The 26,357-nt window shown below is 72.7% G+C and carries 26 protein-coding genes, 1 tRNA gene and 1 riboswitch; of the genes, 20 read left to right on the plus strand and 7 right to left on the minus strand.

Translation table 11 applies throughout. The annotated features are described in order from the left end of the window. Positions 1-44: 44 nt before the first annotated feature. The 5 genes from OG737_RS26705 (at position 45) to OG737_RS26725 (ending at position 6,490) form a co-directional block, all read left to right on the plus strand. The gene (locus OG737_RS26705) at positions 45-1,145 is read left to right on the plus strand and encodes a polyprenyl synthetase family protein (RefSeq protein WP_405677541.1); all 1,101 of its coding nucleotides are present in this window, start codon (positions 45-47) and stop codon (positions 1,143-1,145) included. Positions 1,146-1,252: 107 nt separating this feature from the next. Further along, positions 1,253-3,319: a squalene--hopene cyclase gene (shc, locus tag OG737_RS26710; protein WP_328928743.1), complete on the plus strand. Its 2,067-nt coding sequence runs from the start codon at positions 1,253-1,255 to the stop codon at positions 3,317-3,319. Then, the gene (locus tag OG737_RS26715) at positions 3,316-3,939 is read left to right on the plus strand and encodes a 1-hydroxy-2-methyl-2-butenyl 4-diphosphate reductase (protein ID WP_328928744.1); all 624 of its coding nucleotides are present in this window, start codon (positions 3,316-3,318) and stop codon (positions 3,937-3,939) included. The genes shc and OG737_RS26715 overlap by 4 nt, the downstream gene beginning before the upstream one ends. Positions 3,940-3,944: 5 nt before the next feature. Beyond that, positions 3,945-4,976 carry an adenosyl-hopene transferase HpnH gene (gene hpnH, locus OG737_RS26720; protein ID WP_328928745.1) on the plus strand — a complete coding sequence of 344 codons (1,032 nt, stop codon included), beginning with the start codon at positions 3,945-3,947 and terminating at the stop codon, positions 4,974-4,976. Further along, positions 4,973-6,490, plus strand: a complete 1,518-nt coding sequence (locus tag OG737_RS26725; RefSeq protein WP_405922077.1) for an aspartate aminotransferase family protein — start codon at positions 4,973-4,975, stop codon at positions 6,488-6,490. The genes hpnH and OG737_RS26725 overlap by 4 nt, the downstream gene beginning before the upstream one ends. Before the next feature lie 18 nt (positions 6,491-6,508). Here OG737_RS26725 and OG737_RS26730 read toward each other — a convergent pair whose 3' ends face one another. After that, positions 6,509-7,300: a tyrosine-protein phosphatase gene (locus OG737_RS26730; protein ID WP_405922078.1), complete on the minus strand. Its 792-nt coding sequence runs from the start codon at positions 7,298-7,300 to the stop codon at positions 6,509-6,511. Positions 7,301-7,616: 316 nt separating this feature from the next. Then, a riboswitch (cyclic di-AMP (ydaO/yuaA leader) is annotated at positions 7,617-7,789 on the plus strand. A 4-nt stretch (positions 7,790-7,793) separates the two neighbouring features. On the opposite strand from OG737_RS26730, the gene OG737_RS26735 reads away from it, so the two are divergent. The 9 genes from OG737_RS26735 (at position 7,794) to OG737_RS26775 (ending at position 16,243) form a co-directional block, all read left to right on the plus strand. Then, positions 7,794-8,762 carry a peptidoglycan DD-metalloendopeptidase family protein gene (locus tag OG737_RS26735; RefSeq protein ID WP_405677537.1) on the plus strand — a complete coding sequence of 323 codons (969 nt, stop codon included), beginning with the start codon at positions 7,794-7,796 and terminating at the stop codon, positions 8,760-8,762. 163 nt (positions 8,763-8,925) lie between these two features. Further along, the gene (locus OG737_RS26740; RefSeq protein WP_328928749.1) at positions 8,926-9,711 is read left to right on the plus strand and encodes an SGNH/GDSL hydrolase family protein; all 786 of its coding nucleotides are present in this window, start codon (positions 8,926-8,928) and stop codon (positions 9,709-9,711) included. A 112-nt stretch (positions 9,712-9,823) separates the two neighbouring features. Further along, positions 9,824-11,023: an MBL fold metallo-hydrolase gene (locus tag OG737_RS26745; protein ID WP_405677535.1), complete on the plus strand. Its 1,200-nt coding sequence runs from the start codon at positions 9,824-9,826 to the stop codon at positions 11,021-11,023. A 260-nt stretch (positions 11,024-11,283) separates the two neighbouring features. Further along, positions 11,284-13,764: an ATP-binding protein gene (locus OG737_RS26750; RefSeq protein WP_405677533.1), complete on the plus strand. Its 2,481-nt coding sequence runs from the start codon at positions 11,284-11,286 to the stop codon at positions 13,762-13,764. 35 nt (positions 13,765-13,799) lie between these two features. Further along, positions 13,800-14,234 carry a roadblock/LC7 domain-containing protein gene (locus OG737_RS26755; RefSeq protein WP_328930486.1) on the plus strand — a complete coding sequence of 145 codons (435 nt, stop codon included), beginning with the start codon at positions 13,800-13,802 and terminating at the stop codon, positions 14,232-14,234. Between the two features lie 71 nt (positions 14,235-14,305). After that, positions 14,306-14,644 carry a DUF742 domain-containing protein gene (locus tag OG737_RS26760; RefSeq protein WP_328928752.1) on the plus strand — a complete coding sequence of 113 codons (339 nt, stop codon included), beginning with the start codon at positions 14,306-14,308 and terminating at the stop codon, positions 14,642-14,644. Beyond that, positions 14,622-15,257, plus strand: a complete 636-nt coding sequence (locus OG737_RS26765) for a GTP-binding protein (protein WP_405677531.1) — start codon at positions 14,622-14,624, stop codon at positions 15,255-15,257. The genes OG737_RS26760 and OG737_RS26765 overlap by 23 nt, the downstream gene beginning before the upstream one ends. After that, on the plus strand, positions 15,254-15,805 hold the full coding sequence (locus OG737_RS26770) for a GAF domain-containing protein (protein ID WP_328928754.1): 552 nt from the start codon (positions 15,254-15,256) through the stop codon (positions 15,803-15,805). The genes OG737_RS26765 and OG737_RS26770 overlap by 4 nt, the downstream gene beginning before the upstream one ends. A 72-nt stretch (positions 15,806-15,877) precedes the next feature. Further along, positions 15,878-16,243: an MmcQ/YjbR family DNA-binding protein gene (locus OG737_RS26775; protein ID WP_328928755.1), complete on the plus strand. Its 366-nt coding sequence runs from the start codon at positions 15,878-15,880 to the stop codon at positions 16,241-16,243. Between the two features lie 16 nt (positions 16,244-16,259). Here the strand turns inward: OG737_RS26775 and OG737_RS26780 are convergent, their stop codons facing one another. Further along, entirely contained in the window at positions 16,260-17,162 is a 903-nt protein-coding gene (locus OG737_RS26780) for a transketolase family protein (protein WP_405922079.1), read from the minus strand. Between the two features lie 14 nt (positions 17,163-17,176). After that, positions 17,177-17,878: a transketolase gene (locus OG737_RS26785; protein ID WP_328928757.1), complete on the minus strand. Its 702-nt coding sequence runs from the start codon at positions 17,876-17,878 to the stop codon at positions 17,177-17,179. A 147-nt stretch (positions 17,879-18,025) separates the two neighbouring features. Between OG737_RS26785 and OG737_RS26790 the strand changes: the two genes are divergently transcribed. Then, positions 18,026-18,099, plus strand: a tRNA-Pro gene (locus OG737_RS26790). Between the two features lie 349 nt (positions 18,100-18,448). Here OG737_RS26790 and OG737_RS26795 read toward each other — a convergent pair. From OG737_RS26795 to OG737_RS26810, 4 genes are all read right to left on the minus strand, one after another. Continuing rightward, positions 18,449-19,549, minus strand: a complete 1,101-nt coding sequence (locus OG737_RS26795) for a CU044_5270 family protein (protein ID WP_405922080.1) — start codon at positions 19,547-19,549, stop codon at positions 18,449-18,451. After that, positions 19,549-20,169, minus strand: a complete 621-nt coding sequence (locus tag OG737_RS26800) for an RNA polymerase sigma factor (RefSeq protein ID WP_405922081.1) — start codon at positions 20,167-20,169, stop codon at positions 19,549-19,551. Before OG737_RS26800 ends, OG737_RS26795 begins: the two co-directional genes overlap by 1 nt. Before the next feature lie 113 nt (positions 20,170-20,282). After that, entirely contained in the window at positions 20,283-21,329 is a 1,047-nt protein-coding gene (locus tag OG737_RS26805) for an NUDIX hydrolase (RefSeq protein ID WP_328928760.1), read from the minus strand. A 74-nt stretch (positions 21,330-21,403) separates the two neighbouring features. Beyond that, positions 21,404-22,027, minus strand: coding sequence for a LysE/ArgO family amino acid transporter (locus tag OG737_RS26810; RefSeq protein WP_328928761.1), 624 nt, complete (start codon positions 22,025-22,027; stop codon positions 21,404-21,406). 69 nt (positions 22,028-22,096) lie between these two features. Here OG737_RS26810 and OG737_RS26815 point away from each other — a divergent pair, with 69 nt between their 5' ends. The 5 genes from OG737_RS26815 (at position 22,097) to OG737_RS26835 (ending at position 26,356) form a co-directional block, all read left to right on the plus strand. Next, positions 22,097-23,014 (plus strand): LysR family transcriptional regulator ArgP, encoded by a 918-nt coding sequence (locus OG737_RS26815; protein ID WP_328928762.1) that lies wholly within the window; start codon positions 22,097-22,099, stop codon positions 23,012-23,014. Between the two features lie 134 nt (positions 23,015-23,148). Further along, positions 23,149-24,231, plus strand: coding sequence for a magnesium/cobalt transporter CorA (gene corA / locus OG737_RS26820; protein WP_405922082.1), 1,083 nt, complete (start codon positions 23,149-23,151; stop codon positions 24,229-24,231). Positions 24,232-24,318: 87 nt separating this feature from the next. After that, positions 24,319-24,921: a GNAT family N-acetyltransferase gene (locus OG737_RS26825; RefSeq protein WP_405922083.1), complete on the plus strand. Its 603-nt coding sequence runs from the start codon at positions 24,319-24,321 to the stop codon at positions 24,919-24,921. Between the two features lie 70 nt (positions 24,922-24,991). Continuing rightward, the gene (locus tag OG737_RS26830; protein WP_405677519.1) at positions 24,992-25,834 is read left to right on the plus strand and encodes a chitosanase; all 843 of its coding nucleotides are present in this window, start codon (positions 24,992-24,994) and stop codon (positions 25,832-25,834) included. A gap of 168 nt (positions 25,835-26,002) precedes the next feature. Then, positions 26,003-26,356, plus strand: a complete 354-nt coding sequence (locus tag OG737_RS26835) for a DUF805 domain-containing protein (protein WP_328930487.1) — start codon at positions 26,003-26,005, stop codon at positions 26,354-26,356. Position 26,357: the final 1 nt, after the last annotated feature.

Consider the following 26,357-nt stretch of genomic DNA (forward strand, 5'->3'; position numbering starts at 1 on the left):
CCAGCACTACCGGCACAGCACGTACAGGAACCAGAGGAGAGCCAGTGAACCCGGGGAATCCGGCTGTCGAGAACACGGATGCCAGTGTGGGCACGGCCGGAGGGAGTACGGAGAAGGCGGACACGATCGCCCTCCTGGAACGAGGCCGCACGCTGTCGACTCCCGCGCTCCGCGCCGCCGTCGACCGGCTCGCGGCGCCCATGGACACCGTTGCCGCCTACCACTTCGGCTGGATCGACGCCCAGGGCAACCCGGCGGACGGCGACGGCGGCAAGGCCGTGCGCCCCGCGCTCGCGCTGCTCTCCGCCGAAGCGGCGGGCGCCCCTGCCGAGCTCGGCATCCCGGGCGCCGTCGCCGTCGAGCTCGTGCACAACTTCTCGCTGCTGCACGACGACCTGATGGACGGCGACGAGCAGCGCCGCCACCGCGACACGGTGTGGAAGGTGCACGGCCCCGCCCAGGCGATCCTGGTCGGCGACGCGCTGTTCGCCCTCGCCAACGAGGTGCTGCTGGAGCTCGGCACCGTCGAGGCGGGCCGCGCGGCTCGCCGGCTGACCACCGCGTCCCGCAAGCTCATCGACGGCCAGGCGCAGGACATCTCCTACGAGCACCGCGAGCGCGTCAGCGTCGAGGAGTGCCTGGAGATGGAGGGCAACAAGACGGGCGCCCTGCTCGCCTGCGCGGTCTCCATCGGCGCCGTGCTCGGCGGCGCGGACGACCGTACGGCCGACAAGCTGGAGGAGTACGGGTACCACCTGGGCCTCGCCTTCCAGGCGGTGGACGACCTCCTCGGCATCTGGGGCGACCCGGAGGCCACCGGCAAGCAGACCTGGAGCGACCTGCGCCAGCGCAAGAAGTCCCTGCCGGTGGTCGCCGCCCTCGCGGCAGGCGGACCGGCCTGCGAGGAGCTCGCCGAGCTGCTCGCCGCCGATGCCAAGAGCAACGACTTCGAGAACTTCTCTGAAGAGGAGTTCGCGGCCCGCGCGGCGCTCATCGAGGCGGCCGGCGGCCGCCGGTGGACGGCGGACGAGGCCCGCCGCCAGCACGCGGTGGCGATCAAGGCCCTGGACGACGTCGACATGCCGCAGCGCGTACGCGACCAGCTCGTGGCCCTCGCCGACTTCGTCGTCGTGCGCAAGCGGTGACCGCCACCCGGCAGCGGATATGACTCGCGAGTCGCCGGCCGGCGTGACGTAGCGCCGGCCGACGGCAGACCCCAGCACAGCACAGGACACTGTTCTAAGGGGAAGCCATGACAGCGACGACCGACGACAGCGCGGAGAGCGCTGGCGCTGGCAGCAGGACCGAAGCCGGCCTCTGGCCGGGCCGGACCGGGGACCCGCCCGGCCTCTGGCCGGGCCGGACCGGGGACCCGGCCGCCGTGGAGCTGCCCGAGCCGCCTGACGGCAGGGGGCAGGCCGCGTACGGCGCCGCCGCGCGGGCGGTCCGCCAGCTGCTGAGCCGCCAGGACCCCGCGGGGTGGTGGAAGGGAACCCTCCAGACCAACGTCACCATGGACGCCGAGGACCTGCTGCTCCGGCAGTTTCTCGGGATCCGGGACGAGGCCACCACCCACGCCGCGGCCCTCTTCATCCGCGGCGAGCAGCGGGACGACGGCACCTGGGCCACCTTCCACGGCGGACCCCCCGAACTCTCCGCCACCATCGAGGCGTACGTGGCCCTGCGCCTCGCCGGGGACGCCCCCGAAGCCCCGCACATGACCCGCGCGTCGGCCTGGATCCGCGCCCACGGAGGGATCGCCGCCGCCCGCACCTTCACCCGGATCTGGCTGGCGCTCTTCGGCTGGTGGCACTGGGACCACCTGCCCGAACTCCCGCCCGAGCTGGTGTTCCTGCCGGCCTGGGTGCCGCTGAACATCTACGACTTCGGCTGCTGGGCCCGTCAGACCATCGTCCCGCTCACCGTGGTGTCCGCGCTGCGCCCCGTGCGCCCCGCCCCCTTCGCCCTGGACGAGCTGCACGCCGACGCGCGGGTGCCGAACCCCGCCAGGCGGCCCGCCCCGCTGGCCAGTTGGGACGGCGCCTTCCAGCGGATGGACAAGGCCCTGCACGTCTACCGGCGGTTCGCCCCGCGCCGACTGCGCAAGGCGGCGATGGCCGCCGCCGCCGGGTGGATCATCGAACGCCAGGAGAACGACGGCTGCTGGGGCGGTATCCAGCCACCCGCCGTGTACTCCGTCATCGCCCTGCACCTGCTCGGCTACGACCTCGGCCACCCGGTGATGCGCGCCGGACTGGACTCCCTGGACCGGTTCGCGGTGTGGCGCGAGGACGGCGCCCGGATGATCGAGGCCTGCCAGTCCCCGGTCTGGGACACCTGCCTCGCCGCGATCGCACTGGCCGACGCGGGCGTGCGCCCCGACCACCCGGCGCTGGTCAAGGCCGCGGACTGGATGCTCGGCGAGGAGATCGTCCGCAGCGGGGACTGGGCGGTACGGCGGCCCGGACTCGCCCCCGGCGGCTGGGCGTTCGAGTTCCACAACGACAACTACCCCGACATCGACGACACCGCCGAGGTCGTCCTCGCATTGCGCCGCATCAGACACCCCGACCAGGCCCGGGTCGAGGCGGCCATCGCCCGCGGGGTGTCCTGGAACCTCGGCATGCAGTCGAAGAACGGCGCCTGGGGCGCCTTCGACGCCGACAACACCAGCCCCCTCCCGAACAAGCTGCCCTTCTGCGACTTCGGCGAGGTCATCGACCCGCCCTCGGCCGACGTCACCGCCCACGTCGTGGAGATGCTCGCCTTCGAGGGCCGGGCGGGCGATGCCCGGACCCGGCGCGCGATCGCCTGGCTGCTCGCCGAACAGGAGGCCGACGGAGCCTGGTTCGGCCGCTGGGGCACCAACTACGTGTACGGGACCGGGTCGGTGGTCCCGGCCCTCACCGCGGCCGGCCTCGCCCCGGGGCATCCCGCGATCCGGCGGGCCGTGCGCTGGCTGCAATCCGTACAGAACGAGGACGGTGGCTGGGGCGAGGACCAGCGCTCCTACAAGGACCGGTCCTGGGCGGGGAAGGGAGCCTCCACCGCCTCGCAGACCGCGTGGGCGCTGATGGCCCTGCTGTCGGCCGGCGAGCGGGACACCGTGGCCGTCGAGCGGGGCGTCGCCTACCTGGTCGAGACCCAGCAGGCGGACGGCTCCTGGGACGAGCCGCACTTCACCGGCACCGGCTTCCCCTGGGACTTCTCCATCAACTACCACCTGTACCGGCAGGTGTTCCCGCTCACCGCGCTGGGCCGCTACCTGTACGGCGAACCCTGCGCCGCCGCCGGACCCGCGGCCGTGGAGACCCGGTGACCACCCCGCTGCTGGTCGCCTGCGCCCTGCGCATCGAGCAGGCGGCGCTGCGCGGTACGGGCCGCGGCGCGCCCGAGGCGTACGCCCTGCTGCGCACGGGCATGGGCCCGCGCGCAGCCGAGCGCGCCGTGGGCCGGGCACTGGCCCGGCCCGGGATGGGCCGGGCCGCCGTCCTCGCGACCGGTTTCTGCGCCGGGCTGCTCCCCGGCATGAACCCCGGCGACCTCGTCCTCGCCGACGAGACCCGGGACGTGCACGGGGCCGTCCCGTGCACCGGTACCCCCCTGCTCGCCGAGGCACTGGCCCGGGCCGTCCCGCGCCGAGCCGTGCACATCGGCGTACTGACCGGATCCGACCACGTCGTCCGCGGCCAGGAGCGCGCGCAGCTGCGCGCCACCGGCGCCATCGCGGTCGACATGGAGTCCGCGGCCACTTTGCGGACCGCGACCCGCGGCAGCGGCCGTCCGGTTGCGGCCGTCCGGGTGGTCGTGGACGCTCCGGAGCATGAGCTCGTCCGTATCGGCACCGTCCGCGGTGGAATATCGGCCTTCCGCGTATTGCGTGCCGTACTGCCCGCGTTTTACGAATGGCACCGTTCTTTGCTGATCCCCAGGAGGTGAGCCAGATGGCCATGCCGCTGCGCCAGACCATCAGGGTCGGGACGTATCTTCTCGAACAGAAGCTGCGCAAGCGTGAGAAGTTCCCGCTGATCGTCGAGCTGGAACCGCTCTACGCCTGCAACCTGGCCTGTGAAGGGTGCGGGAAGATCCAGCACCCGGCCGGGGTGCTCAAGCAGCGCATGCCGGTGGCCCAGGCGGTCGGCGCCGTGCTGGAGTCCGGCGCGCCCATGGTGTCCATCGCGGGCGGCGAGCCCTTGATGCACCCGCAGATCCACGAGATCGTGCGCCAGTTGGTCGCGAGGCGGAAGTACGTCTTCCTCTGCACCAACGCCATGCTCCTGCGCAAGAAGATCGAGAAGTTCACCCCGTCCCCGTATTTCGCCTTCGCCGTGCACATCGACGGCCTGCGCGAACGGCACGACGAGTCGGTGGCCAAGGAAGGCGTCTTCGACGAGGCGGTCGCGGCCATCAAGGAGGCGAAGAGGCGCGGGTTCCGCGTGACCACCAACTCCACTTTCTTCAACACGGACACCCCGCAGACGATCATCGAGGTTCTCAACTACCTCAATGACGACCTCCAGGTGGACGAGATGATGATCTCGCCCGCCTATGCCTACGAAAAGGCCCCCGACCAGGAGCACTTCCTCGGCGTCGAACAGACCCGTGAACTCTTCAGGAAGGCCTTCGCGGGCGGCAACCGCAGGCGCTGGCGGCTCAACCACTCACCGCTCTTCCTCGACTTCCTGGAAGGAAAGGCCGATTTCCCCTGCACGGCCTGGGCCATTCCGAATTACTCCCTCTTCGGCTGGCAGCGCCCCTGCTATCTGATGAGCGACGGCTACGTGCCCACGTACCGGGAACTGATCGACGATACCGACTGGAGCAAGTACGGCCGCGGAAAGGACCCGCGCTGCGCGAACTGCATGGCGCACTGCGGCTACGAACCCACCGCCGTCCTCGCCACCATGGGCTCCCTCAAGGAGTCCCTGCGCGCGGCCAGGGAGACGATCGGCGGCAACCGGGACAAGCCGGCATGACGGCGGTCGGACAGGGCGGGAGCGGACAGGGCCGGAGCGAACCGGGCCGGAGCGGACACGGCCCGGGCGGACACGGCCCGGGCGGCGCGGGGAAGCGTGACCGGAGCAAGGGCTTCGACCTCGGCGCCCTGCTGGCAGAGCGCGGCGGCGAGCGGTACGAACTGCACGCCCGGCACCTCAACCACCAGCTGCCCCGGATGCTGCACACCATCGGCTTCGACAAGGTCTACGAACGGGCCGAGGGCGCCCACTTCTGGGACGCCGAGGGCAACGACTACCTCGACATGCTGGCCGGGTTCGGGGTGATGGGCCTGGGCCGGCACCACCCCGTGGTCCGGCGCGCCCTGCACGACGTCCTGGACGCCCAGCTCGCCGACCTCACCCGCTTCGACTGCCAGCCGCTGCCCGGGCTGCTGGCCGAGAAGCTCCTCTCCTACAGTCCGCACCTGGACCGGGTCTTCTTCGGCAACAGCGGCACCGAGGCGGTCGAGACGGCCCTGAAATTCGCCCGGTACGCCACCGGGCGGCCCAGGATCCTCTACTGCGACCACGCCTTCCACGGGCTCACGACGGGGTCGCTCTCGGTCAACGGCGAGGGGGGCTTCCGGGACGGTTTCGCGCCGCTGCTCCCCGACACGAAGATCGCGCTGGGGGACCTGGCCGCCCTGGAGCGGGAGCTCCGGAAGGGCGACGTGGCCGCCTTCGTCGTCGAGCCGGTCCAGGGCAAGGGGGTCCTCGCCGCCCCGCCCGGATTCCTGCCCGCCGCGCAGGAGCTGCTGCGCCGGCGGGGGGCGCTGCTGATCGCGGACGAGGTGCAGACCGGCCTCGGACGTACCGGGGACTTCTACGCCTACCAGCACGAGCCGGGTGTGGAACCCGACCTGGTGTGCGTGGCCAAGGCGCTGTCGGGCGGCTATGTGCCGGTCGGCGCCACCCTGGGCAAGGACTGGATCTTCAAGAAGGTCTTCTCGTCCATGGACCGGGTCCTCGTACACTCCGCGAGCTTCGGCTCCAACGCGCAGGCGATGGCCGCCGGGCTGGCGGTGCTGTCGGTCATGGAGGACGAGGAGGTCGTGGCGAACGCCCGGGCGATGGGCGACCTGCTGCGCGGGCGGCTCGCCGCCCTGGTGGACGAGTACGAGCTGCTGCACGAGGTGCGGGGCCGTGGGCTGATGATCGGCATCGAGTTCGGCCGGCCGTCCTCGCTGGGGCTGCGCAGCCGGTGGACCGTGCTGCAGGCTGCCCGCAAGGGGCTCTTCGCGCAGATGGTCGTCGTGCCGCTGCTCCAGAAGCACCGGATCCTCACGCAGGTGTCCGGGGACCACCTCGAAGTGATCAAGCTCATCCCGCCGCTGATCGTGGACGAGCGGGACGTCGACCGGTTCGTCGGAGCCTTCCGGGACGTCATGGACGAGGCGCACGGAGGCTCGGGGCTGATGTGGGACTTCGCCAGGACCCTGGTGATGGGGGCCTCTCACGGCGGTGGCCGGGGGAAGGCCGTCGGGAACCGGTGACGGCCTGCCCCGCCGTCGTCAGTCGAGCAGCCGCTCCCGCAGCCGGCCGAGGGTCTCGGGCGTGAGCACGAGGCCCTCGGCCAGGTAGCGGTCCACGCCGCCCCAGTGCTCGTCGATGGTGTCGAAGGCCGCCTCCAGGTACTCGGCGCGGGCGTCGAAGAGCGGGGCGAGGAGCTCCATCGCCTCGGAGGAGCGGGCCTCGACCGGCTCGCCGCTGCGGCGTACCCGGTAGCGGCGGTGCGGAGCGTTCGACTCCAGGTAGTCCGCCACGATCGCCTCGCGCTCGACGCCCAGCGCGAGCAGGGTGACGGCGATCGACAGGCCCGCCCGGTCCTTGCCCGCCGCGCAGTGGAGGAGGGCGGGCACGCTGTCCTCGGCGAGGGCGTGCACCACCCGGCTGTGCTCGGCGGTGCGGTGCTTGATGATCCCGCGGTAGGAGTTCACCATCCGGGCGGCGGCCTTCCCGTCGCCCAGGATCGAGCGGAGCTGGTCGAGGTCGCCGTCGCGGACCATCTTCCAGAACTCCCGGCCGTCGGCCGGATCCGAGAGCGGGATGTTGACGTTCCGTACGCCGGGCAGTTCGACGTCCGGCCCCTCCAGGGCGTGGTCGGCGTTGTTGCGGAAGTCGAAGACGGTGTGGAGGCCGAGCGAGGCGAGGAACTCTGCGTCGGTTTCGGTGGCATGCGCAAGATGTCCACTTCGGAACAGTCGTCCCGTCTTGACCCTTCTCCCGCCGGAAGTCGGCAATCCGCCCACATCGCGGAAATTGCGCACTCCGGACAGTTCCGGCTCCTGTATCTGCTGGGTCACGGGAACTCCTCCGCTTCGTAGTGGGCCATCTGTCCTAATTGAGGTACTTGGCGCCAACTTGCCATAAACAGCGGCGAGATCGGACGCGGCCCCGTGAGCCAGATCATACGGTGACCGTGCGTGCCTGATCGCGAAAGCCGAAGGGCCCGGCCGGAGGGGTCGTTGGCGGCGGGGAATGGACGCAGGGTGACCGGAATTCCGTCGGTCCCTCATCCCTGTTATTGCGTCAGGGAATTCACGGCTTGTTGCGTACGGCCTTATGGGATTACCTTCGCGATCGATCCGGGTGGACCGCCGAATCCTGCCGCCGCCCGGGAAACCGCACTCGACTATTCACGCGCGCGGCAGGAGCGGGGGAACCAGGTAAGCCGCTGTTCCGGATCTTTTCCGGGACTGCTCGGGGTGAAGTCGTTCATGTTCCGTTCATGGACAGCCGGACATCTCCAGTCCGAACCCGACAGCTCACCTCGCAGGCGACGGAGAGGAATTCGCCATGTCCGCAAAGGGTAAGCACCGCCGTCCCAAGTCCCGTTCCATGTTCCGCGGCCTCGCTGTCGCGGGCACCGGCGGTGCGGCGCTCGCGCTGCCCCTGCTGGGGGCCGCCGGCGCCCAGGCGGCCGGCGCCCCGGCCGCCGCGCCGGCCGCGGCCCCCGCCGTGGCGCCGCAGGTTCCCCTCTCGCTCCAGGCCGCCCCGACCGCCGCCGTGGAGACCGCGCCGACCGTCTACACGGTCGTGCCCGGCGACTACCTCTCCAAGATCGCCGCGGAGCGTCACCTCTCCGGTGGCTGGTATCAGCTGTACGCCGACAACCGCGAGGCCGTCGGCACCAACCCCTCCCTCATCCACCCGGGCCTGAAGCTGACCCTCGGCGCGGCGGCCGCGGCCGAGTCCGCCCCCGCCGCCCCGGCCCAGGACCCGGCTCCCAGGGCAGCTGCGAAGCCCGCTCCGAAGCAGGCTCCGAAGCGGGCTCCGAAGCAGGCTCCGAAGCCCGCCCAGAAGGCCGCCCCGGCGCAGCGGGAATCCGCCGCCGAGGCGCCGGCCGCGCAGCAGTCGGCCTCCGGCTTCGTGGCCCCGGTGAGCGGCGGGATCTCCACCCAGTACAAGGTCGCGGGCAGCATGTGGTCCTCCGGCTACCACACCGGCGTCGACTTCATCGCCAGCTCCGGCACCACCGTCAAGGCCGTCGGCGCGGGCACCGTGATCTCGGCCGGCTGGGCCGGCGCGTACGGCAACGAGGTCATCATCCAGCACGCGGACGGCACCTACTCGCAGTACGGACACCTCTCCGTGCTGTCCGTCTCGGCGGGTCAGAGCGTCACCGGCGGCCAGAGCATCGGCCTCTCCGGCTCCACCGGCAACTCGACCGGCCCGCACCTCCACTTCGAGATCCGCACGGGCCCGTCCTACGGCTCGGACATCGACCCGCTCGCCTACCTCCGCTCGAAGGGCGTGAGCATCTGACGGCACCCGCCGTCGCAACACCGGCGTGCGTGAGGCCGGGGCCCGAGGGGGGTCCCGGCCTCACGTGTACCTATTCCTTATCCCCCGCGTGGTAAAGATCACGGTCCGTCAACCCCTGCTTACGTTGGCGTAGGTCGTGTACGGGAGTGAAGGATGTCGTCTCGTGGCAGCGACGACGACGACACTCAAGACCATCGGCTCGTACGCGGCGATCGGGGACAGCTTCACCGAGGGCGTGGGGGACCCGGGACCCGGGGATTCTTTTCTCGGCTGGGCGGACCGGCTCGCCGTGCTCCTGGCCGACCGGCGTGACGAGCACGACTTCCGGTACGCGAACCTGGCCGTGCGCGGCCGGCTCCTCGACCAGATCGTGGCGGAACAGGTCCCGCGGGCCAAGGAGCTCGCGCCCGACCTCGTGACCTTCTGCGCGGGCGGCAACGACATCATCCGGCCGGGCAGCGACCCCGACGACGTGGCGGAGCGGTTCGAGGCGGCCGTCGCCGACCTCACCGGGGCCGTCGGCCACGTCATGATCACCACCGGCTTCGACACCCGGGGCGTGCCGGTCCTCAAGCACCTGAGGGGCAAGGTGGCGACGTACAGCGCGCACGTCCGCGCGATCGCCGACCGCTACGACTGCCCGGTGCTCGACCTCTGGTCGCTGAAATCCGTACAGGACCGGCGGGCTTGGGACGCCGACCGGCTGCACCTGTCGCCCGAGGGGCACACGCGGGTCGCGCTGCGCGCCGCCCAGGTGCTGGGGCTGGAGGTGCCCGCCGACCCCGACCAGCCGTGGCCGCCGGAGCGGCCGCGCGGCTCGGTGGACGTGACCCGGGACAACATCCAGTGGGCGCGCGAGCACCTGGCGCCGTGGATCGGCCGACGGCTGCGCGGGGAGTCCTCCGGGGACCACGTGGAGGCGAAGCGGCCCGACCTGCTTCCTTTGTAGGAGGCGGCCGGCGGCGTGGACGGGGTCCGCAAGCGGAATCCTTCGGGGCACGTGTGCGTTGGGATGGTCGTAGAACGACGACCGTCCTGACCCCACCCTCCCAGGAGGCGCTTTGACCGGCTCCCGTCCCCTGCGTCCACGGCTTCGCGCCCTGCGGCCCGAAGCCTTCGGCGCGGACCCGTCCGGCGCCCGGCTGGAGCGGATCCGCCGCTCGCCGAACTTCGCCGACGGCGTCTTCCAGAATCCGGTCGGGGCCCGGACCAGGCCTTCGGGGTCGATGGCGGAGTTCGCCAAGATCTACTTCCACAAGGAGCAGCGGCTCCGGCGCAATCCCGGCGCGCCGATCCCCGTGTACCCGACGACCCTCGCGGAGCTGGCGAAGCCGCCCGTGAGCGGACTGCGGCTCACCTGGATGGGACATTCCAGCGTGCTCGCCGAGATCGACGGCCGGCGGGTGCTCTTCGACCCGGTGTGGGGCGAGCGGTGCTCCCCTTTCCCCTTCGCCGGCCCCAAGCGGCTGCACCCCGTGCCGGTGCCGCTGGCCTCGCTGGGGACGGCCGACGTGGTGGTCATCTCGCACGACCACTACGACCACCTCGACCTGCCGACGATCAAGGCGCTGGCCGGTACCGACACGGTCTTCGCCGTCCCGCTGGGCGTTGGCGCGCACCTGGAGCGCTGGGGCGTACCGGCCGACCGGCTGCGTGAGCTGGACTGGAACGAGAACACGGAGGTCGCCGGGCTCTCGCTGACGGCGACCCCCGCCCGGCACTTCTGCGGACGCGGGCTGCGCAACCAGCAGAACACCCTGTGGGCCTCCTGGGTCGTCGCGGGCGACGAGCACCGCATCTACCACAGCGGGGACACCGGCTACTTCCCCGGCTTCAAGGAGATCGGGGCCGAGCACGGGCCGTTCGACGCCACGATGATCCAGATCGGGGCCTACTCGGAGTACTGGCCCGACATCCACATGACGCCCGAGGAGGGCATGCGCGCCCACCTCGACCTGCAGGGCGGCGCCCCGCACGGCACGATGCTGCCGATCCACTGGGGCACCTTCAACCTGGCCCTCCACCCGTGGGACGAGCCGGGCGAGGGCACCGTGGCCGCGGCCGAGGACACCGGATCGGCGATCGCCCTGCCGATCCCGGGCCAGCCGTTCGAACCGGGCTCGGCCGATGCCCCGGCGGAGCCCTGGTGGCGGCCGTTCGTGACGGGCGCCGCGGCCGCCCCGGCCGGGACCCCGCGTCCGATCACGACCGGGCGGCCGCAGGCCGTGATCCACGAGGAGCCCGAGGCCGTCGGGTCCTGACGGCCCGCGGCTCGCCGCCGGGCGGCCCCGTCCCAGGCGGGGCCGGGGCCGCCCGGCGCGGGCCGTCGCCGGTCCTCGACCGAGGCGGCCCGGCGGATTCGGGCGGCTGTACGAGCGCTCCACCGGGAGCGGGAAGCACCCCCGCGAACTTCCCCAACTGGCCGTCCGGCGCGGGACGGTGCGGTCTAGCGTGGGTATCCGGTGATCAACACCCGGCCCCGGGACCGCTGGGGGCCGGGCCCCACGTACCGAGGACGCCGATGTCCGGACTCCGCGCCGCCCGCCACGCCCCGTCGAGACACGCCGCCACCGGTCCGGGCCGGCAGATACGGCCTCAGCTGGTCCGCGCTGCCGTGCTGCCCACGCTCGCCGCCGGGCTCAGCGGCACCGCAGCGGTCATCTTCACGCTCCAGCTCGGCGGGGGAGCCGGCGAGCGGGACGCCCGGCTCTGGCCGGTGCTCACCGGCTGCGCCCTCCTCGTCCTGGGAGCCCTGGCCGCCGCCCTGCTCGGGGCCCAGCGCGCGGCCAAGGCCGTCCGGGACCGGTGTGAGTCGCTGCGCCGCTCCAGCGTGCGCGGCCGCCAGGAGCTGCGGACGGCAGCCGACCGGCTGGAGCGGGGCGAGACCCCGCCCCGCCCCGTGCGTGGCGGGCCGACCGGACCACCGCTCGGCGCCGACCCGGCCGGCGTGGACGAGTTCTGGCTGCTCGCCCAGGAGCTGCGCGGCGCCCGCGAACAGGCCCACACGACCCTCGTACGGCTGGCCGGCCCGGCCGCGCCGTCCGACAGCGAGCGCAAGGTCGAGGTCTTCGTCAACCTCGCGCGTCGGCTGCAATCCCTCGTCCACCGCGAGATCTCGCTGCTGGACGGCCTGGAGGACACGGTCGAGGATCCCGACCTGCTCAAGGAGCTCTTCCACGTCGACCACCTCGCCACCCGCATCCGCCGCCACGCCGAGAACCTCGCAGTGCTCGGCGGCGCCGCGTCCCGCCGCCAGTGGACCCGGCCCATCGACCTGAGCGAGGTGCTGCGCTCCTCCGTGGCGGAGGTCGAGCAGTACACCCGCGTCAAGGTCGTGCCCCCGGCGGGCGGCAGCGTACGCGGCCACGCCGTGGCGGACGTGGTGCACCTGCTGGCCGAACTGGTGGAGAACGCCACGGTGTTCTCCGCGCCGGACACCGATGTGGTGCTGCGCGCCGAACGGGTCACCGCCGGGATCGCGGTCGAGGTGGAGGACCGCGGGCTGGGCATGCCGGGCGAGGAACAGCACCGGATGAACGCCCTGCTCGGCGACCCCGACCAGATCAGCGTCCGGCACCTTCTCGCCGACGGGCGGATCGGCCTGTTCGTGGTCTCCGTGCTGGCCCGTCGGCACGGGATCGCCGTCGAGCTCAAGTCCAACATCTACGGCGGCGTGCTCGCCGTGCTGGTGCTGCCGCAGGAGCTGCTGGGCGCGGAGGCACCGAGCGCCGCAGACGCGGCGGGCGGCTCCCGGGCCACCTCGTGGGGGACCGGGGAGTCGGCGGCGGTGCCGCCGCTGGAGCCGGTACGGGTGACCCCGCCACGCCCGGCCCCGGAGCCCCTGCCGGGGCGCGGTGCGCAGAGCGGGGCCGAGGCCTGGGGCGCGGCCGCGCCGGGAGCCGGCGGTGCGAACGGGCCGATGCCTGTTCCGGCAGCCGCGGCGGAGGCCGGTTCCGGGCGGGAGCCCGGCGCCGGGACGCGGTCCGGGTCTGTGCCGGAGCCCGGGGCCGGGGCGCGGTCCGGGTCCGTGCCGGAGCCCGGGGCCGGGGTGCCGTCCGGGTCCGGGTCCGGGCCAGAGCCGCTGCGCGGGGCCGTGGCCGGGGCCCGGCTCCCGCACGCGTCCACGGCTGCGGCAACGCCGCCCGTGGGCCGGCCCCCACACGCATCCTCTGCCCCGGCCACGTCCGTGGCAGGGCCTGCGGCCGGGCCGGAGACCGGGTCCGGGCAGCGGCCGGGGACTGCCCCCGGGCCCACGCCCGGGGCCGTGGCGGACCCGCGGCTCGGGCGCGCGGCCGCAGCCGCGTCGGCGCACACGTCCACGGCTCCGGCCACGTCCGTGCCCCGGCCGGAGGCCGGGAGTGGGTTGCGGCCGGGGACGCCCCCCGGGCGCGGGCCCGGATTCCTGTCCGGGCCCGCGCCTGCGATCGGGATGCAGCCCGGGGGCACGCCCGCGCCGGAGCCCGGGGCCCGGATTCGGGCCGGTGGTGTGCCTGAGTGGCAGTCCGGGGCCGTGGCGGACCCGCGGCTCGGGCGCGCGGCCGCAGCCGCGTCGGCGCGCACGTCCACGGCGGAGCCGGAGCCTGGGGTCGGGATGCAGCTCGGGGACGTGCCGGCGCGGGCGTCCTCGGCTCCGGCCGCAGCGGGGACCGCGCCCGTGCCGCTGCCCGTGCGCCGGGCCAGGGGCGCCGTCGCAGAAGCGGCGGCGATGCCGCTGCCCGCGCCCCGGGCCGGGGACGGAGCCCCGGCTCCGGCGGCGGCCGCGCCGTGGGGTGAGCCCGGGCCCGGGACCGTCGCCGCGGGCGGGAACGGAGAGGCCCGGACCGCGGCGGCCGAGCGGCCACCGCTGCCCCGGCGGCGGGCCCAGGAACACCTCGCCCCCCAGCTGCGCGACGCGCCCGCCCCGCGGCGGGCCGCCGACAGCGATCAGCGCGTACACGACCCCGGCCTGATGGCCGCCTTCCAACGGGGCTTCGGCCTCGCCCAGTCGGAGAACCAGGTATGACCCCGACCCCTCACCCCAGCAAGGAGCGCACCCCCATGGGCGGCGAAGTGGCGACGAAGACCGGCAACCGGCTCTCGGACCTCGACTGGCTGCTCAGCGGCCTGGTGCAGCGCGTGCCCTACACGCGCAGCGCCGTACTCCTCACCGCCGACGGCCTCGTCACCTGCGTGCACGGACTCGACGCGGACAGTGCCGACCACTTGGCGGCGCTGGCCTCCGGGCTGTACTCGCTCGGGCGGAGCGCCGGATCCCGCTTCGCGGAGGGCTCGGAGGTCCGCCAGGTCGTCGTCGAACTCGACTCCGCGCTCGTCTTCGTGTCGGCCGCCGGCGCCGGCACCTGCCTGGCGGTCCTCGCCGACCGCGAGGCCGACGCCGGAGTGCTCGGCTACGAGATGGCGATGCTGGTCAAGAGCGTACGTCCGTACCTGGCGGCCCCGCCGCGTCGGCCCGTCGCCGACCCGGAGCGATGAGGGGCCGGGCGAGGGGGGTACCGAAGGCGACGCGTGACACACCCTGGCTCGACGACTCGGCGGGCCGGGTGATGCGCCCGTACACCGCCAGCGGCGGGCGGACCCGGCCCGGAGTCGCGCTCGACCTGCTGTCGCTGATGACCGCGACCGGGGTACGGCCGCGCGTGCCGCTGGGGGCGGAGCACATCCTCGCCCTGCGGCTGTGCGCGGGCGCCGTGGCGGTCACGGTCGCCGAGGTCGCCGGGCAACTGCGGCTGCCCGCCGTGGTGGTGAAGGTGCTGCTGTCCGATCTGATGGAACACGGGGCCGTCGTGGCGCAGGCGCCCCGGTTCCCGGGCGGCCGCTCGTTCGCCGCCGATGACCAGTCCCTGCTGCGGGCGGTGCTCGATGGTCTCCACAAACGGCTGTGACGCGCCCGCCCCCGACTCCCCGCCCGCGACGCTGAAGATCCTGGTCGCGGGCGGATTCGGGGCGGGCAAGACCACCTTCGTGAGCGCGGTGAGCGAAATCGAGCCGCTGAGCACGGAGGAGCTGGTGAGCGACCTCAGCCGGACCGCCGACCGGCTGGACGGGGTCGAGGCCAAGGCCACGACCACCGTCGCGCTGGACTTCGGCCGGATCACGCTCGACCAGGGCCACGTGCTCTACCTCTTCGGCACGCCCGGACAGCACCGCTTCTGGTTCCTGTGGGAGGAGCTGTGCGCGGGCGCGCTCGGGGCGGTGGTGCTCGCCGACACCCGCCGCCTCGCCGACTGCTTCCCCGCCGTGGACTTCTTCGAGCGGCGCGGGATCGGATTCATCGTCGCCGTCAACGAGTTCGAGGGCGGTCACCGCTACGGGCCCGACGAGGTGCGCGAAGCGGTGGGGCTCGGGCCCGAGGTGCCCGTCGTACGGTGCGACGCGCGCCTGAACAGTTCGGGAACGGGGGCGCTGGCCGCTCTCGTCCGCCATCTCCTGTGCACGTTCAAGGAAAGCTCCTTCACAGTCAGCTCTTCGTCTTCGGAGTCGGGGGAACCGCCATGACGTACTACGAATCGACCGGACACCTGCTGCTCACGCCCGTGGACCGGGAGGCGCCCGCGCGCGTCGTCCGGCTGCGTGAACTGGGCCTGGGCGAACGGGTGGACGCCGAACTGGACGCCTTCGCGCGGCGCGTCGCGGACGCGCTCGCCGTGCCGTACGCGGGGGTCAACTTCATCGGTGAGGAACGGCAGTTCTTCGCCGGGCTGCACCACGTGGCCGAGGCGCCGGCGAGCGGCTACCCGGCGCGGGTGCTGGCCCGCGACCACGGCTACTGCCCGCACGTGGTGGTGCGGCGGCGGGCGCTGGTGCTGGAGGACGTACGGGACTTCGCGCGCTTCGCCGGGAACGCGGTGGTCGACGAGAGCGGGGTGCGCTCGTACGCGGGCGCGCCGCTGACGGACCGGCGCGGGATCGTCCTGGGGACGGTGTGCGCGGTGGACGTGGTGCCGCGCCGGTGGGGGACGGAGGGGCTCGCCACCGTGAAGGCGCTGGCCGCGGAGCTGGTGGAGCTGGTGCACGCCCGGGAGGACCGGCGGCGGACCGCGTGAGGCCGCGGATGTCAGTGCCGGGGTCTACGGTCGTGGACGAGGGGTCACCGGTGGCCGGAGAGGAGTCGCGGGATGGGCACCACCGCCAGGGACGTCCGCACGATCGCGCTGTCGCTGCCGGACAGCAGCGAGAAGCTCGCCTGGGGCATGCCGACCTTCCGGGTGGGCGGGAAGATCTTCGCCGCGCTCGGTGACGACGACACCTCGATAGGGGTGAAGTGCCCCAAGGAGGACCGGGCCGAGCTGATCGCGGCGGAGCCGGAGAAGTTCTTCGTGCGCGAAGGCCACGACGACGACTACGCCTGGCTGCGGGTCCGCCTGGAGGCGGTGGAGGACGAGGGCGAACTGCGTTCGATCCTGGTCGACTCCTGGCTCCAGGCGGCCCCCAAGCGGCTGGCGGCGGCCCACCGGGAACTGTCGGCGGACGGCGCGGACTGACTGCGGGCGGCGGCGTTCAGTTCGGCGCCCGGAATGCCGTGATGCGCTCCCGCAGCGACCGCGGGTCCAGGCCGTGCGCCGCGGTGTGCTCGTCGATGGTGCCGTAGCGGCGCAGTTCGGCCCGCGCCACGCCCAGGCCCAGCACCCGGTGGGGGACGTGGGCCAAGGCGTCGTTCGCCGCCGCCGTGGAGGTGCCCGCGAGGTAGGGCTCGACGAGGACCACGTCGGCGGCGGCGCGACCGGCCGCCTCACGCACGGCCGCGGCGTCGAAGGGGCGCACGGTGGGGGCGTACAGCACCGTGAGGTCCAGGCCCTCCGTCGCCGCCAGGACGTTGTCCAGCAGCGGGCCGACGGCGACCACCACGCCCGCCCGCCCCTCCCGTACGGTCCGGAAGCCCAGGCCCGCCACCGGACGCGGGGACGCGTTCGACTGCTGGGAGAGCCGGACGTACACCTTGTCGTCACCGGCGGCGTACGCGTGGCGCAGGAGCGCCTCCGCCTCGTCCGGGTGGCCCGGGACGTGGACCGTCCAGCCGTCGAGGGTGTCGAGCAGCGCCACGTCGCCTGGCGCCATGTGCGTGAAACCGCCGGCCGGCCAGTCGTAGCTGGCGCTCGCGCTGACGAGCACGCCGCCCGTGGCCTGGTGCCCGAAGTCCAGCTTGACCTGCTCGAACGGCCGCTCCACGAGGAAGCTGGCAAAGGTGTGGACGACCGGCCGCAGGCCGGTGAGGGCCAGGCCGCCGCCGACGCCGACGAGGAGCTGTTCCCTGATCCCGACGTTGATCACCCGGTCCGGGTGCCGCTCCTGGGCGGGCCGGAAGCCGTCCATGGTGATCTCCGCGAGCACCAGGGCAAGCCGGGGGTCCTCGCCGAGGAGGTCCGACGTGACCGAGATGAAGCGTTCCCGCATGGTGTCCATGTCTCTCCCCGCCCTCAGAACTTCTTCTCGACACGGGCGACCACGACGTGCGGCCGACCGGGATGCGGCTCTGTGAACGCGGCGTGCAGCGCGGCGTGGTCCCGCCCGTCCACGGTGGCCGCGGACCAGTCGGCCGCCTCGAAGCGGGCCGCGATCCCCCCGGGCCAGCCGTGCGTCGCGGAGTCGTTGTCGATCACCACCGTGTGCAGCCGCTCCAGCCCGGCGGAGCCCGCGTAGGCGAGCGCCTCGTGGTTGCTGCCCTCGTCCAGCTCGGCATCCCCGATCAGCACCCACACCGCCGGGTCGTCCAGTCCCTGGGCGCGCAGCCCGAGCGCGCTGCCCACGGCGAGCGGCAGTCCGTGCCCGAGGGACCCGCTGCCGATCTCCACACCGGGAACGAGGGTGCGGTCCGGGTGGTGCCCGAGGGGGGAGTCGTAGGAGCCGAAGCCGGGCAGCCACTCGACGGGGAAGAACCCCTTGGCGGCGAGGACGGCGTAGTACGCCATCGGCCCGTGACCCTTGGACAGCAGGAACCGGTCCCGCCCGGTGTCCTCGGCGGTCCGGGGCGTCACCCGCAGCACCCGGTCGTAGAGCACCCACAGCACGTCGAGGGTGGAGGTGGCGGCGGGGCCGTGCTTCTCGGCCCCGGTCATGAGGCCGATCAGCCGGCCCAGATCCTCGTAGCGGAAACCCGTGTCCGCGGTTGCCTGCGTCATGCATCGATCGTGCAACCTCAAGTGTGGTCGAGGTCAAGAAGCTCCCGCCCCGGACCGGGGAGCGGAAAGGTGCGCGCGACCACCCCACGAAGTGCGGTATCGTTCTCCTGCGCGTTCAACCAGGGGAAAGCCCAGGTCAGCGCGCATCGGGACGTGGCGCAGCTTGGTAGCGCACTTGACTGGGGGTCAAGGGGTCGCAGGTTCAAATCCTGTCGTCCCGACTAGAGGTTCGCCTCGTAGTCGCAGTTCAGAACCCTGTCTCACTTCGGTGAGGCAGGGTTCTTGTGCGTTCTCTGGAGCTGTCGCGTCACATTTCTTCACAGCCGCTGACGATCACGCCACACCAGCCAGCAGCTCGCCCAGCTTGTCCGAACCGCCCGTGAGGCTCTGTGGGTCGGGGTGAACGTAGCCCCGCTTGGTGAACGACAGGTCGCTGTGCCCGGCCGACGAGGCGCTCTCCTGCGGGGGATACGGGAGAGCGCCGTCGCCGACTCCGGCAGTCTCGCCGGACCGACCTGAGGATTTGATGAGGAGCCCTTGCCTCACAGGCCGTGATCGGAGCCCTGGGGGCTACGGTGTGTGCTTCATCCGGTCGACGATCGCGCGGGTCATGACGGCGCGGGTGAACACGACGGTGCCGGGCTTGATCAGGCCCTGCTCGCCGGCGCTGCCCTCCACCTGGACGGTGCGCTCGCCGAGGAACGCGAGGGTCTCCTTGTCGAAGATCCATTCGGTGCGCTGGCCGGAGGTCTCGTCCAGACGGGCCACCGCGACCCCGTGCCGGCCGGCGGCGTCGACCGCGTCGTCCACCGTGACCACACCGGGGATCTTCGCCGCGGCCTTGTAGAGCGCCGCAGCGAGGCCGGCCGGCGGGTAGCTCTCGCCCAGCAGGTCGCCGATCGTGGTGAACGCCTCCTGGTCGGGGCCCCTGCCGTGGCCCCTGGTCTCCTCGTAGATCTTCCGCAGCAGCACGTCGGGGTCGGTGGGCAGCCCGGCGAGGTAGTCGTAGGTGGGTGCGTTGAGGTACGGCGTCGGCTTCCGGCCCGTCTCGGTGTTCCCCTCCAGGGTGATGCCGTCGGGACCGGTGTTGCCGGGCTCTATCAGCCAGCCCCTGCGTCCGTCGGGGGAGTTCCAGCTGTGCCGCATGTGCAGTTGTTCGCTGACCAGGGTGCTCTTGCCGTGGTCGGTCCTCACGTACGAGGTGGCGGTCTTCGTGCCGATGTAGATGAACTGGTTCCCGCGCACCGCCGGGCCCGAGACGTCGGCGGCAGCCAGGGAGATGCGGTCCAGGAGCCCCGTCGCACCGGCCGGGTCGGCGGCGCCGATCCGGGTGGTCAGCACCGGGCCCGTGGCGACCCCGGAGCCGGATCCGTCGTTCGTGACGCCCAGGTCCGCGAGGACGTGGACGCCGGCCGCGATCGTGCCGGCCAGGACGCAGGCCGCCACGGGCAGGAGGATCGCGCGGCGCAGGAACGGGTTGCGGGGCTTCCCGGTGCGGACGGGCCGGGCGGTGGCGGAGCCGGTGGCGCGGAGGTCGTCGTGGATCTGGGTCATGAGGCGCTCCCTGTGGAACTGGTGGCGGCCCGCGGGCAGTTCCCGCTCCGTGAACGGCAGGAGGTGCTCGGTCTCCTCCCGGTCGGCCGGGTGGGGCTGGGAAAGGTCGGCGTTCATCAGATTCCTTCCTGCGCGGACCGGACCGCGTCCGTGCGGTCGCCATATGTCTGTCGCGGGCGAGCGGCGGGTTCCCGTCTGTTCTTCTTCAGTTCCGCGTCGGCGAGTGCGCGCAGCTTCGTACGGGCCCGGGACAGCCGGGAGCGGACGGTCCCGACCGGGATCCCGAGGGCGTGGGCGGCGTCGGCGTACTCCAGGCCCTCCCACAGGCACAGGAGGAGGACTTCGCGCTCGGGCCGCCGCAGCGCGCTCAGCTGCGCCAGCGTGACCGCGATGCGCCGCCGGTCGTCGAGCCGGCCGGCCACCTCGTCGGCGTGGTCGGGCACGGATGCCGCGGCCGCCGCGGCGGCCGCTGCTGCGGCCCGGTAACGCCGGTTGCCGCGGCAGTGGTTGCGGGCGAGGTTGGTGGCGACGCCCAGCAGCCACGGCCGCAGTGACCCGCCTTCGGGATCCACTGTGGCGCGCAGCCGCCACGCCTCCATGAAGGTCGCCGACATGACGTCCTCCGCGACGGCCCAGTCCCCGGTCATCCGGAAGGCATGGTTGTAGACGGCGCGGGCGTAGCTGTCGAACAGCTCCGCGAAGGCATCAGGATCCCCGGACCGCACCCGGGCTCGCATATCTGTGGTCACTCCTGTCGGCTGTCCGGCATCACGGGGCGGGTTCCCGTGACGCACGTCACTTCGGGCCGCCGCGGATCCGTGGCACCCCGGGCGCCTGCTCCCGGCGTCGGTCAGGGGGTCTCGACCGGGCGGCCCGCCTGGAGTTCCAGGGGGGCCGTGGCGGTGGTACGGGCGGCGAGGCCGGCCTTGATGCGGCGGCGCAGCGAGGGTTTGACCAGCCCCCGGAGTTCGGCCCGGGCGGCCGTGCGCCATTCGAGGTGCTCGCCGGGGTTGAGCCGGATCCGGGCCAGCGCCGACGAGCCGAGGACGCCGCCGTCGTAGAGGAAGCGGACGCGGGCCAGACGGCCCGGTTTGTGGGACCAGTCGACGGCCAGCAGACGCCCCGGGGCGAGGTCGAGGCCGATCTCCTCGTGGACCTCGCGCCGGGCGGCGGCGCGCGGGGTCTCGCCGAGGTCGCTGTCGATGCCGCCGCCGGGCAGCTGCCAGCGGCTGGTGTCGCCGTACGCGGGCCGCACCAGCAGGATCGCGCCGTCGGCGTCGGTGAACAGCACGCTCGCCCCCGCCAGCGCCTTCGGGCGGCTGGCGCGGTGGCCCGCGGCGTCGAGCATGCCCGCGTGTTCCAGGGCGGCCCGGTCTGCCGGGTTGAGGCCGGCCGGGGAACCGGGCTGGGGCACCCCGTCGAGCAGATGCGCCACGGAGCCGGTGTGCAGGGCGGCCAGTCCGGCGCGCAGCCGGGGCGCGATACGGGCGGGGAGGGCCTCACCGGCCTCCTCCGGCCGGAGCCAGTGGGCCCCGGTGATCTCGCCGTCCGGGAAGGAGAGCACGGCGGCCTCGTCCGGCGGCAGCGGACCGACGAGGTGGACGTGCACCACGAGGGAGCGCCCGAGCGGGCCCGGCGGCCGGGAGTCCACCGCGAGCAGCCGGCCGACGGGCACCGTGAGGCCCAGCTCCTGCTCCAGCTCGCGCGCCAGCCCCGCCTCCGGCGTCTCGGTGTCCTCCACCGTGCCGCCCGGCAGTTCCAGATCCGCCTTGTACGAGGTGGTCAGCACGAGGACCCGCCCGCGCGTGTCCAGGACGATCCCGGTGACGGCCACGAGCGGGGAGGGCTGGGTGGCGTAGTACGCCCGCACCTCGTCGGGGGAGGGGCGGTGGGGCACGGCGGGCTCCTGGGGTCGTGGTCACGGCGGCGTGCGTGCCCTGGCACTATCGCGCACGGCCCGGCACGCGGACGTCAGGCGCGGGCCAGGAGCAGACCGCCCATCGTGACCATCGTCGCCGCGACCAGGCCGTCCAGCACCCGCCAGGCGGCCGGGCGGGCCAGCAGGCCGCTGAGCAGCCGGGCTCCGTACCCCAGGGTGCCGAACCAGGTCAGGCTGGCCAGACCGGCCCCGATGCCGAAGGCCCAGCGCAGGTCGCCCCGGTCGGCGGCGAGGGAGCCGAGGAGCAGGACGGTATCCAGGTAGACGTGCGGGTTGAGCCAGGTCATGGCCAGGCAGGTCAGTACGGCCCGGCGGCCGGACCCGGCGGTGGCCCCCTCCGTGCTGAGCGCGGCGCCCGGGTCGGGCCGCAGCACCCGGCGGGCCGCGAGGACCCCGTAGCAGATCAGGAACCCGCCCCCGGCCAGCCCGACCACGGTCAGGGCGGCGGGCCAGGCGGTGACGAACGCGCCGACGCCGGCCACGCCGAGGGCGATCAGGAGCGCGTCGGACACGGCGCAGATGGCGACCACGGCGAGGACCGCGTGGCGGCGCGCGCCCTGGCGCAGGACGAAGGCGTTCTGGGCGCCGATGGCGACGATGAGGGAGAGTCCGGTGCCGAAGCCGGCGAGGGCCGCCGTGATGATGCCGTGTGTCATGCCCTCGACCGTAGGCAAGCGTTCCGGTTCAGTACAGCTAAGGATTTTTACGTACCATTAGCGCTCGTGATGGATGAGCTTCCTCTCGACCAGGTACGGACGCTGCTGGCGGCGGTGGACGAAGGAACCTTCGACGCCGCGGCGGCCGTCCTGCACGTGACCCCGTCCGCGGTCAGCCAGCGGGTCAAGGCACTGGAGCAGCGGACCGGGCGGGTGCTGCTGATGCGGACGAAGCCGGTGCGGGCGACGGAATCCGGGGAGGTGGTGGTCCGCTTCGCCCGGCAGCTGGCCCGGCTGGAGCGCGACGCGCGGGCTGAGCTGGGGATGGCCGAAGGGTCGGGACCGGTGCGGCTACCGATCGCGGTGAACGCGGACTCCCTCGCCATCTGGTTCCTGACGGCGATGGCGCGGGTGGAGCAGGATCCGCCCGTCTGCATCGAACTGCACCGCGAGGACGAGTCCCACACGACGGCGCTGCTGCGGGAGGGCCAGGTGATGGCGGCGGTGACCTCCGCGCCGGATCCGGTCGCGGGGTGCAGCGTACGGATGCTGGGCCTGGCGCGGTACCTGCCGGTGGCGAGTCCGGATTTCGCGGCAGGCCACCTGGCGGGCGCGCCGGCCCAGGACCTGAGGCGGGCGCCGGTGATCGTCTTCGACCGGAAGGACGAGCTCCAGGACCGCTTCGTGCGGTCGCTGACCGGGGACGCGGCGAGCGGTGCGGGGCCGGTGCGGCACTCCGTACCGACGTCGGAGGGATACCGCGACGCGGTGGTCGCGGGGCTGGGGTGGGGGATGGTTCCGGAGCAGCAGGCGAGGCCGTTGGTACGGACGGGGGAGCTGGTGCTGCTGGCGCCGCGGCGGCCGTTGGACGTGCCGCTGTACTGGCAGCAGTGGAAGCTGGATTCGCCGGCCCTGTCCATGGTGGCGCGGGTGGTCGCGGAGGCGGCCGGGCAGGCGCTCCGCAGACCCTCGCGGACGACCCCCTGAGGAGGCCGACCTGCGGGAACGTGACGCGCTCCGCTCCGATGGCCTCGGTTCGCGCGGCATGGTCGCAGCCCAGGTGGCGTCCCGGGTGATGGCAGACTGGCCGCTGATCAGCCGAAGAGGAGCACGCGTTGTCCATGTTCAGCAACCTCCGCCGGGTCGTCCGCCGCGGTTACCGGCGGGCCGTCGACCTCAGCCACCCGGCCCGCTCCCCGCTCGGCAGTGCCGTGGTCAACTGCGTCGTCTACCAGGACGGCGTACGCCAGGAGGGCTGCGCGGAGGCCGAGGAGGCGCTGCGCAGGGTCCGCAAGACGGGCGACGGCTTCGTCTGGATCGGCCTGCACGAACCGGACCAGTCGGAACTCGCCGGGCTCGCCGAGCTGTTCGGCCTGCACCCGCTCGCCGTCGAGGACGCCGTGCACGCGCACCAGCGCCCCAAGGTGGAGCGGTACGACGACACGCTGTTCTCCGTCTTCAAGACCGTGCGCTACGTCGATCACGACGAGCTGACCGCCACCAGCGAGGTGGTGGAGACCGGCGAGCTGATGGCCTTCACCGGCGAGGACTTCGTCATCACCATCCGGCACGGCGGAAGCGGCACCCTCGGCCCGGTCCGCGAGGCGCTGGAAGCCGCCCCGGCGCAGCTGGCCAAGGGGCCGGCGGCCGTTCTGCACGCCATGGCCGACCACGTGGTCGACGACTACGTGGCCGTGACGGACGCGGTGCAGAACGACATAGACGCCGTCGAGACCGCGGTGTTCAGCCCGGAAGGCGGGCGCGGCGACGCCGGCCGGATCTACCAGCTCAAGCGCGAACTCCTGGAGCTGCGGCGGGCGGTGGCGCCGCTGAGCCGCCCGCTGGAGCAGCTGGCCACCCAGCCGATACCGGTCATCCCGCCGGAGGCCCGCGCGTACTTCCGGAACGTGGCCGACCACCTGAGCCGGGCCACCGAGCAGATCGGCGCCTACGACAACCTGCTCGACTCGATCCTGCAGGCGCACCTGGCGCAGGTGACCGTCGCGCAGAACGAGGACATGCGCAAGATCACGGCGTGGGCGGCCATCGTCGCCGTACCGACGATGGTGTGCGGCGTCTACGGCATGAACTTCGACCACATGCCCGAGCTGCACTGGCAGTACGGGTACCCGGTGGTCCTCGTCCTCATGGGGGTCGCCTGCTTCGTCATCCACCGCGGCTTCCGGCGCAACGGCTGGCTCTGACCCTCGCGAAAATCCCGGTGAGGGCGGCCGATGCCGCCGGTAGGGTCCGCCTGTCACTGATGATCACGGGGAACGGGCGGTTCGGACATGGAACGGACGGCGACGGAGCCGGTCGGCGGCGCACTGGCCGGTGAGCGCGTGCGGCTGGAGCCGCTCGCGCACCGGCATCACGACGGAATCTGCGAGGCGATACGCGACGGGAGCCTCTGGGAGCTCCCGGTGACGACCGTCCCGCACCCGCGGGACGTGCCCGCCTTCATCGAGGACGCGCTGGCGGAGCGTGAGGCGGGCACGCAGATCACGTACGCGACGGTCGACCGCGCGACCGGCAGGGTCGCGGGCTCCACGCGGCTCATGATGATCAACCCCCCGCACCGGCGGCTGGAGATCGGATACACGTTCCTCGGCGCGTCCTGGCAGGGGACGGGGCTGAACACCGAGGCCAAGCTGCTCATGCTCACCCACGCCTTCGAGGTGATGGGCATGCACCGCGTCGAGCTCCTGACCGATGTGCGCAACAGCCGGTCGCGGGCGGCGATCGCACGGCTGGGGGCCACGCACGAGGGAGTGCTGCGCCACCACATGGTGATGCGCGACGGATGGATCCGCGACACCGCCGTGTACAGCATCACGCGCCCCGAATGGCCGGTCGCCAAACGCTCGCTCCAGGCCCGCGTGTACGGGTCTTGAGGATTCCCAAACGCTGGTAGTAAAGTTTCCTAACCAACCAAGGAAGCCTCAACTACCCCACGGAGCCCTTGTGTTCGTCCCCCACCGCAAGACCCTGGTCATCGGCGCCCTGATCGGCAGTGCGCTCCTCGCCGTACCGGTCGCGGCCCACGCCACGGCCGCCGACGCCGGTGCCGCCCCCACGAAGGTGACCGCGGCGGCCGCCGTCGGTCTCGACGATCCGGCGAAGAAGGAAATCGCCATGCAGATCGTCTCCAGCGCCGAGAACTCCTCGCTGGACTGGAAGGCGCAGTACAAGTACATCGAGGACATAGACGACGAGCGCGGCTACACGGCCGGCATCATCGGCTTCTGTTCCGGCACCGGGGACATGCTCGACCTCGTCGAGTACTACACCCAGGTCAAGCCGGGCAACATCCTCGCGAAGTACCTCCCCGCCCTGCGCAAGGTCGACGGCACCGACTCGCACGCCGGTCTCGACCCCAACTTCACCAAGGACTGGGCGAAGGCGGCCCAGGACGCCGAGTTCAGGAAGGCTCAGGACCACGAGCGGGACCGGGTCTACTTCAACCCGGCGGTCAAGCAGGGCAAGTCCGACGGGGTCGGCACCCTCGGCCAGTTCATGTACTACGACGCCATCGTCATGCACGGCGACGGCGGCGACTCCACCAGCTTCCGCAACATCCGCAAGCGCGCGCTGTCCAAGGCCAAGCCCCCGGCCCAGGGCGGCAACGAGACCACGTGGCTGAACGCCTTCCTCGACGCCCGTGTCTGGGCGATGAAGCAGGAGGAGGCGCACAGCGACACCAGCCGCGTCGACACCGCGCAGCGGGTCTTCCTGAAGAAGGGCAACCTGAACCTCAACACCCCCCTCGACTGGAAGGTCTACGGCGACTCCTTCCACATCGGCTGACGCAACGTGCGGCCGGGGCCCGGGTCCGGGTCCCGGCCGCGGCCGCGGCGCCGCGCGGCCGATCGGGCGATGCGGGAAGTGACCTTGACCCGCCAGTAACAGGGGCATAAATTCTGCCCCGGCTTGATCCAGCAGGACGGGCCCACCATCCGTCCTCTGGGGGGACTCGTGCACTACTACACCGACGTGCTGAAGAAGTACGCCGTCTTCTCCGGTCGCGCCCGCCGCCAGGAATTCTGGATGTTCGTCCTGTGCAACCTCGTGGTCGACGTCGTCCTCGTGACCCTGGACGTCGTCCTCGGCACGAGCGGCATCATCGACGGGGTCTACACCCTGGCGGTCCTCCTGCCGTGGGTCGGCCTCACCGTGCGCCGGCTGCACGACACCGGCCGGTCCGGCTGGTGGTACCTGCTCGTCCTGATCCCCCTCCTCGGCTGGATCTGGCTCATCGTCCTCATGGCCACCGAGGGCGAGGCCGGGCCGAACAAGTACGGCCCGAGCCCCAAGGCGATCCACGCCTGAC

It is taken from the genome of Streptomyces sp. NBC_00122 (assembly GCF_045160845.1).
Classification (GTDB): Bacteria; Actinomycetota; Actinomycetes; order Streptomycetales; family Streptomycetaceae; genus Streptomyces.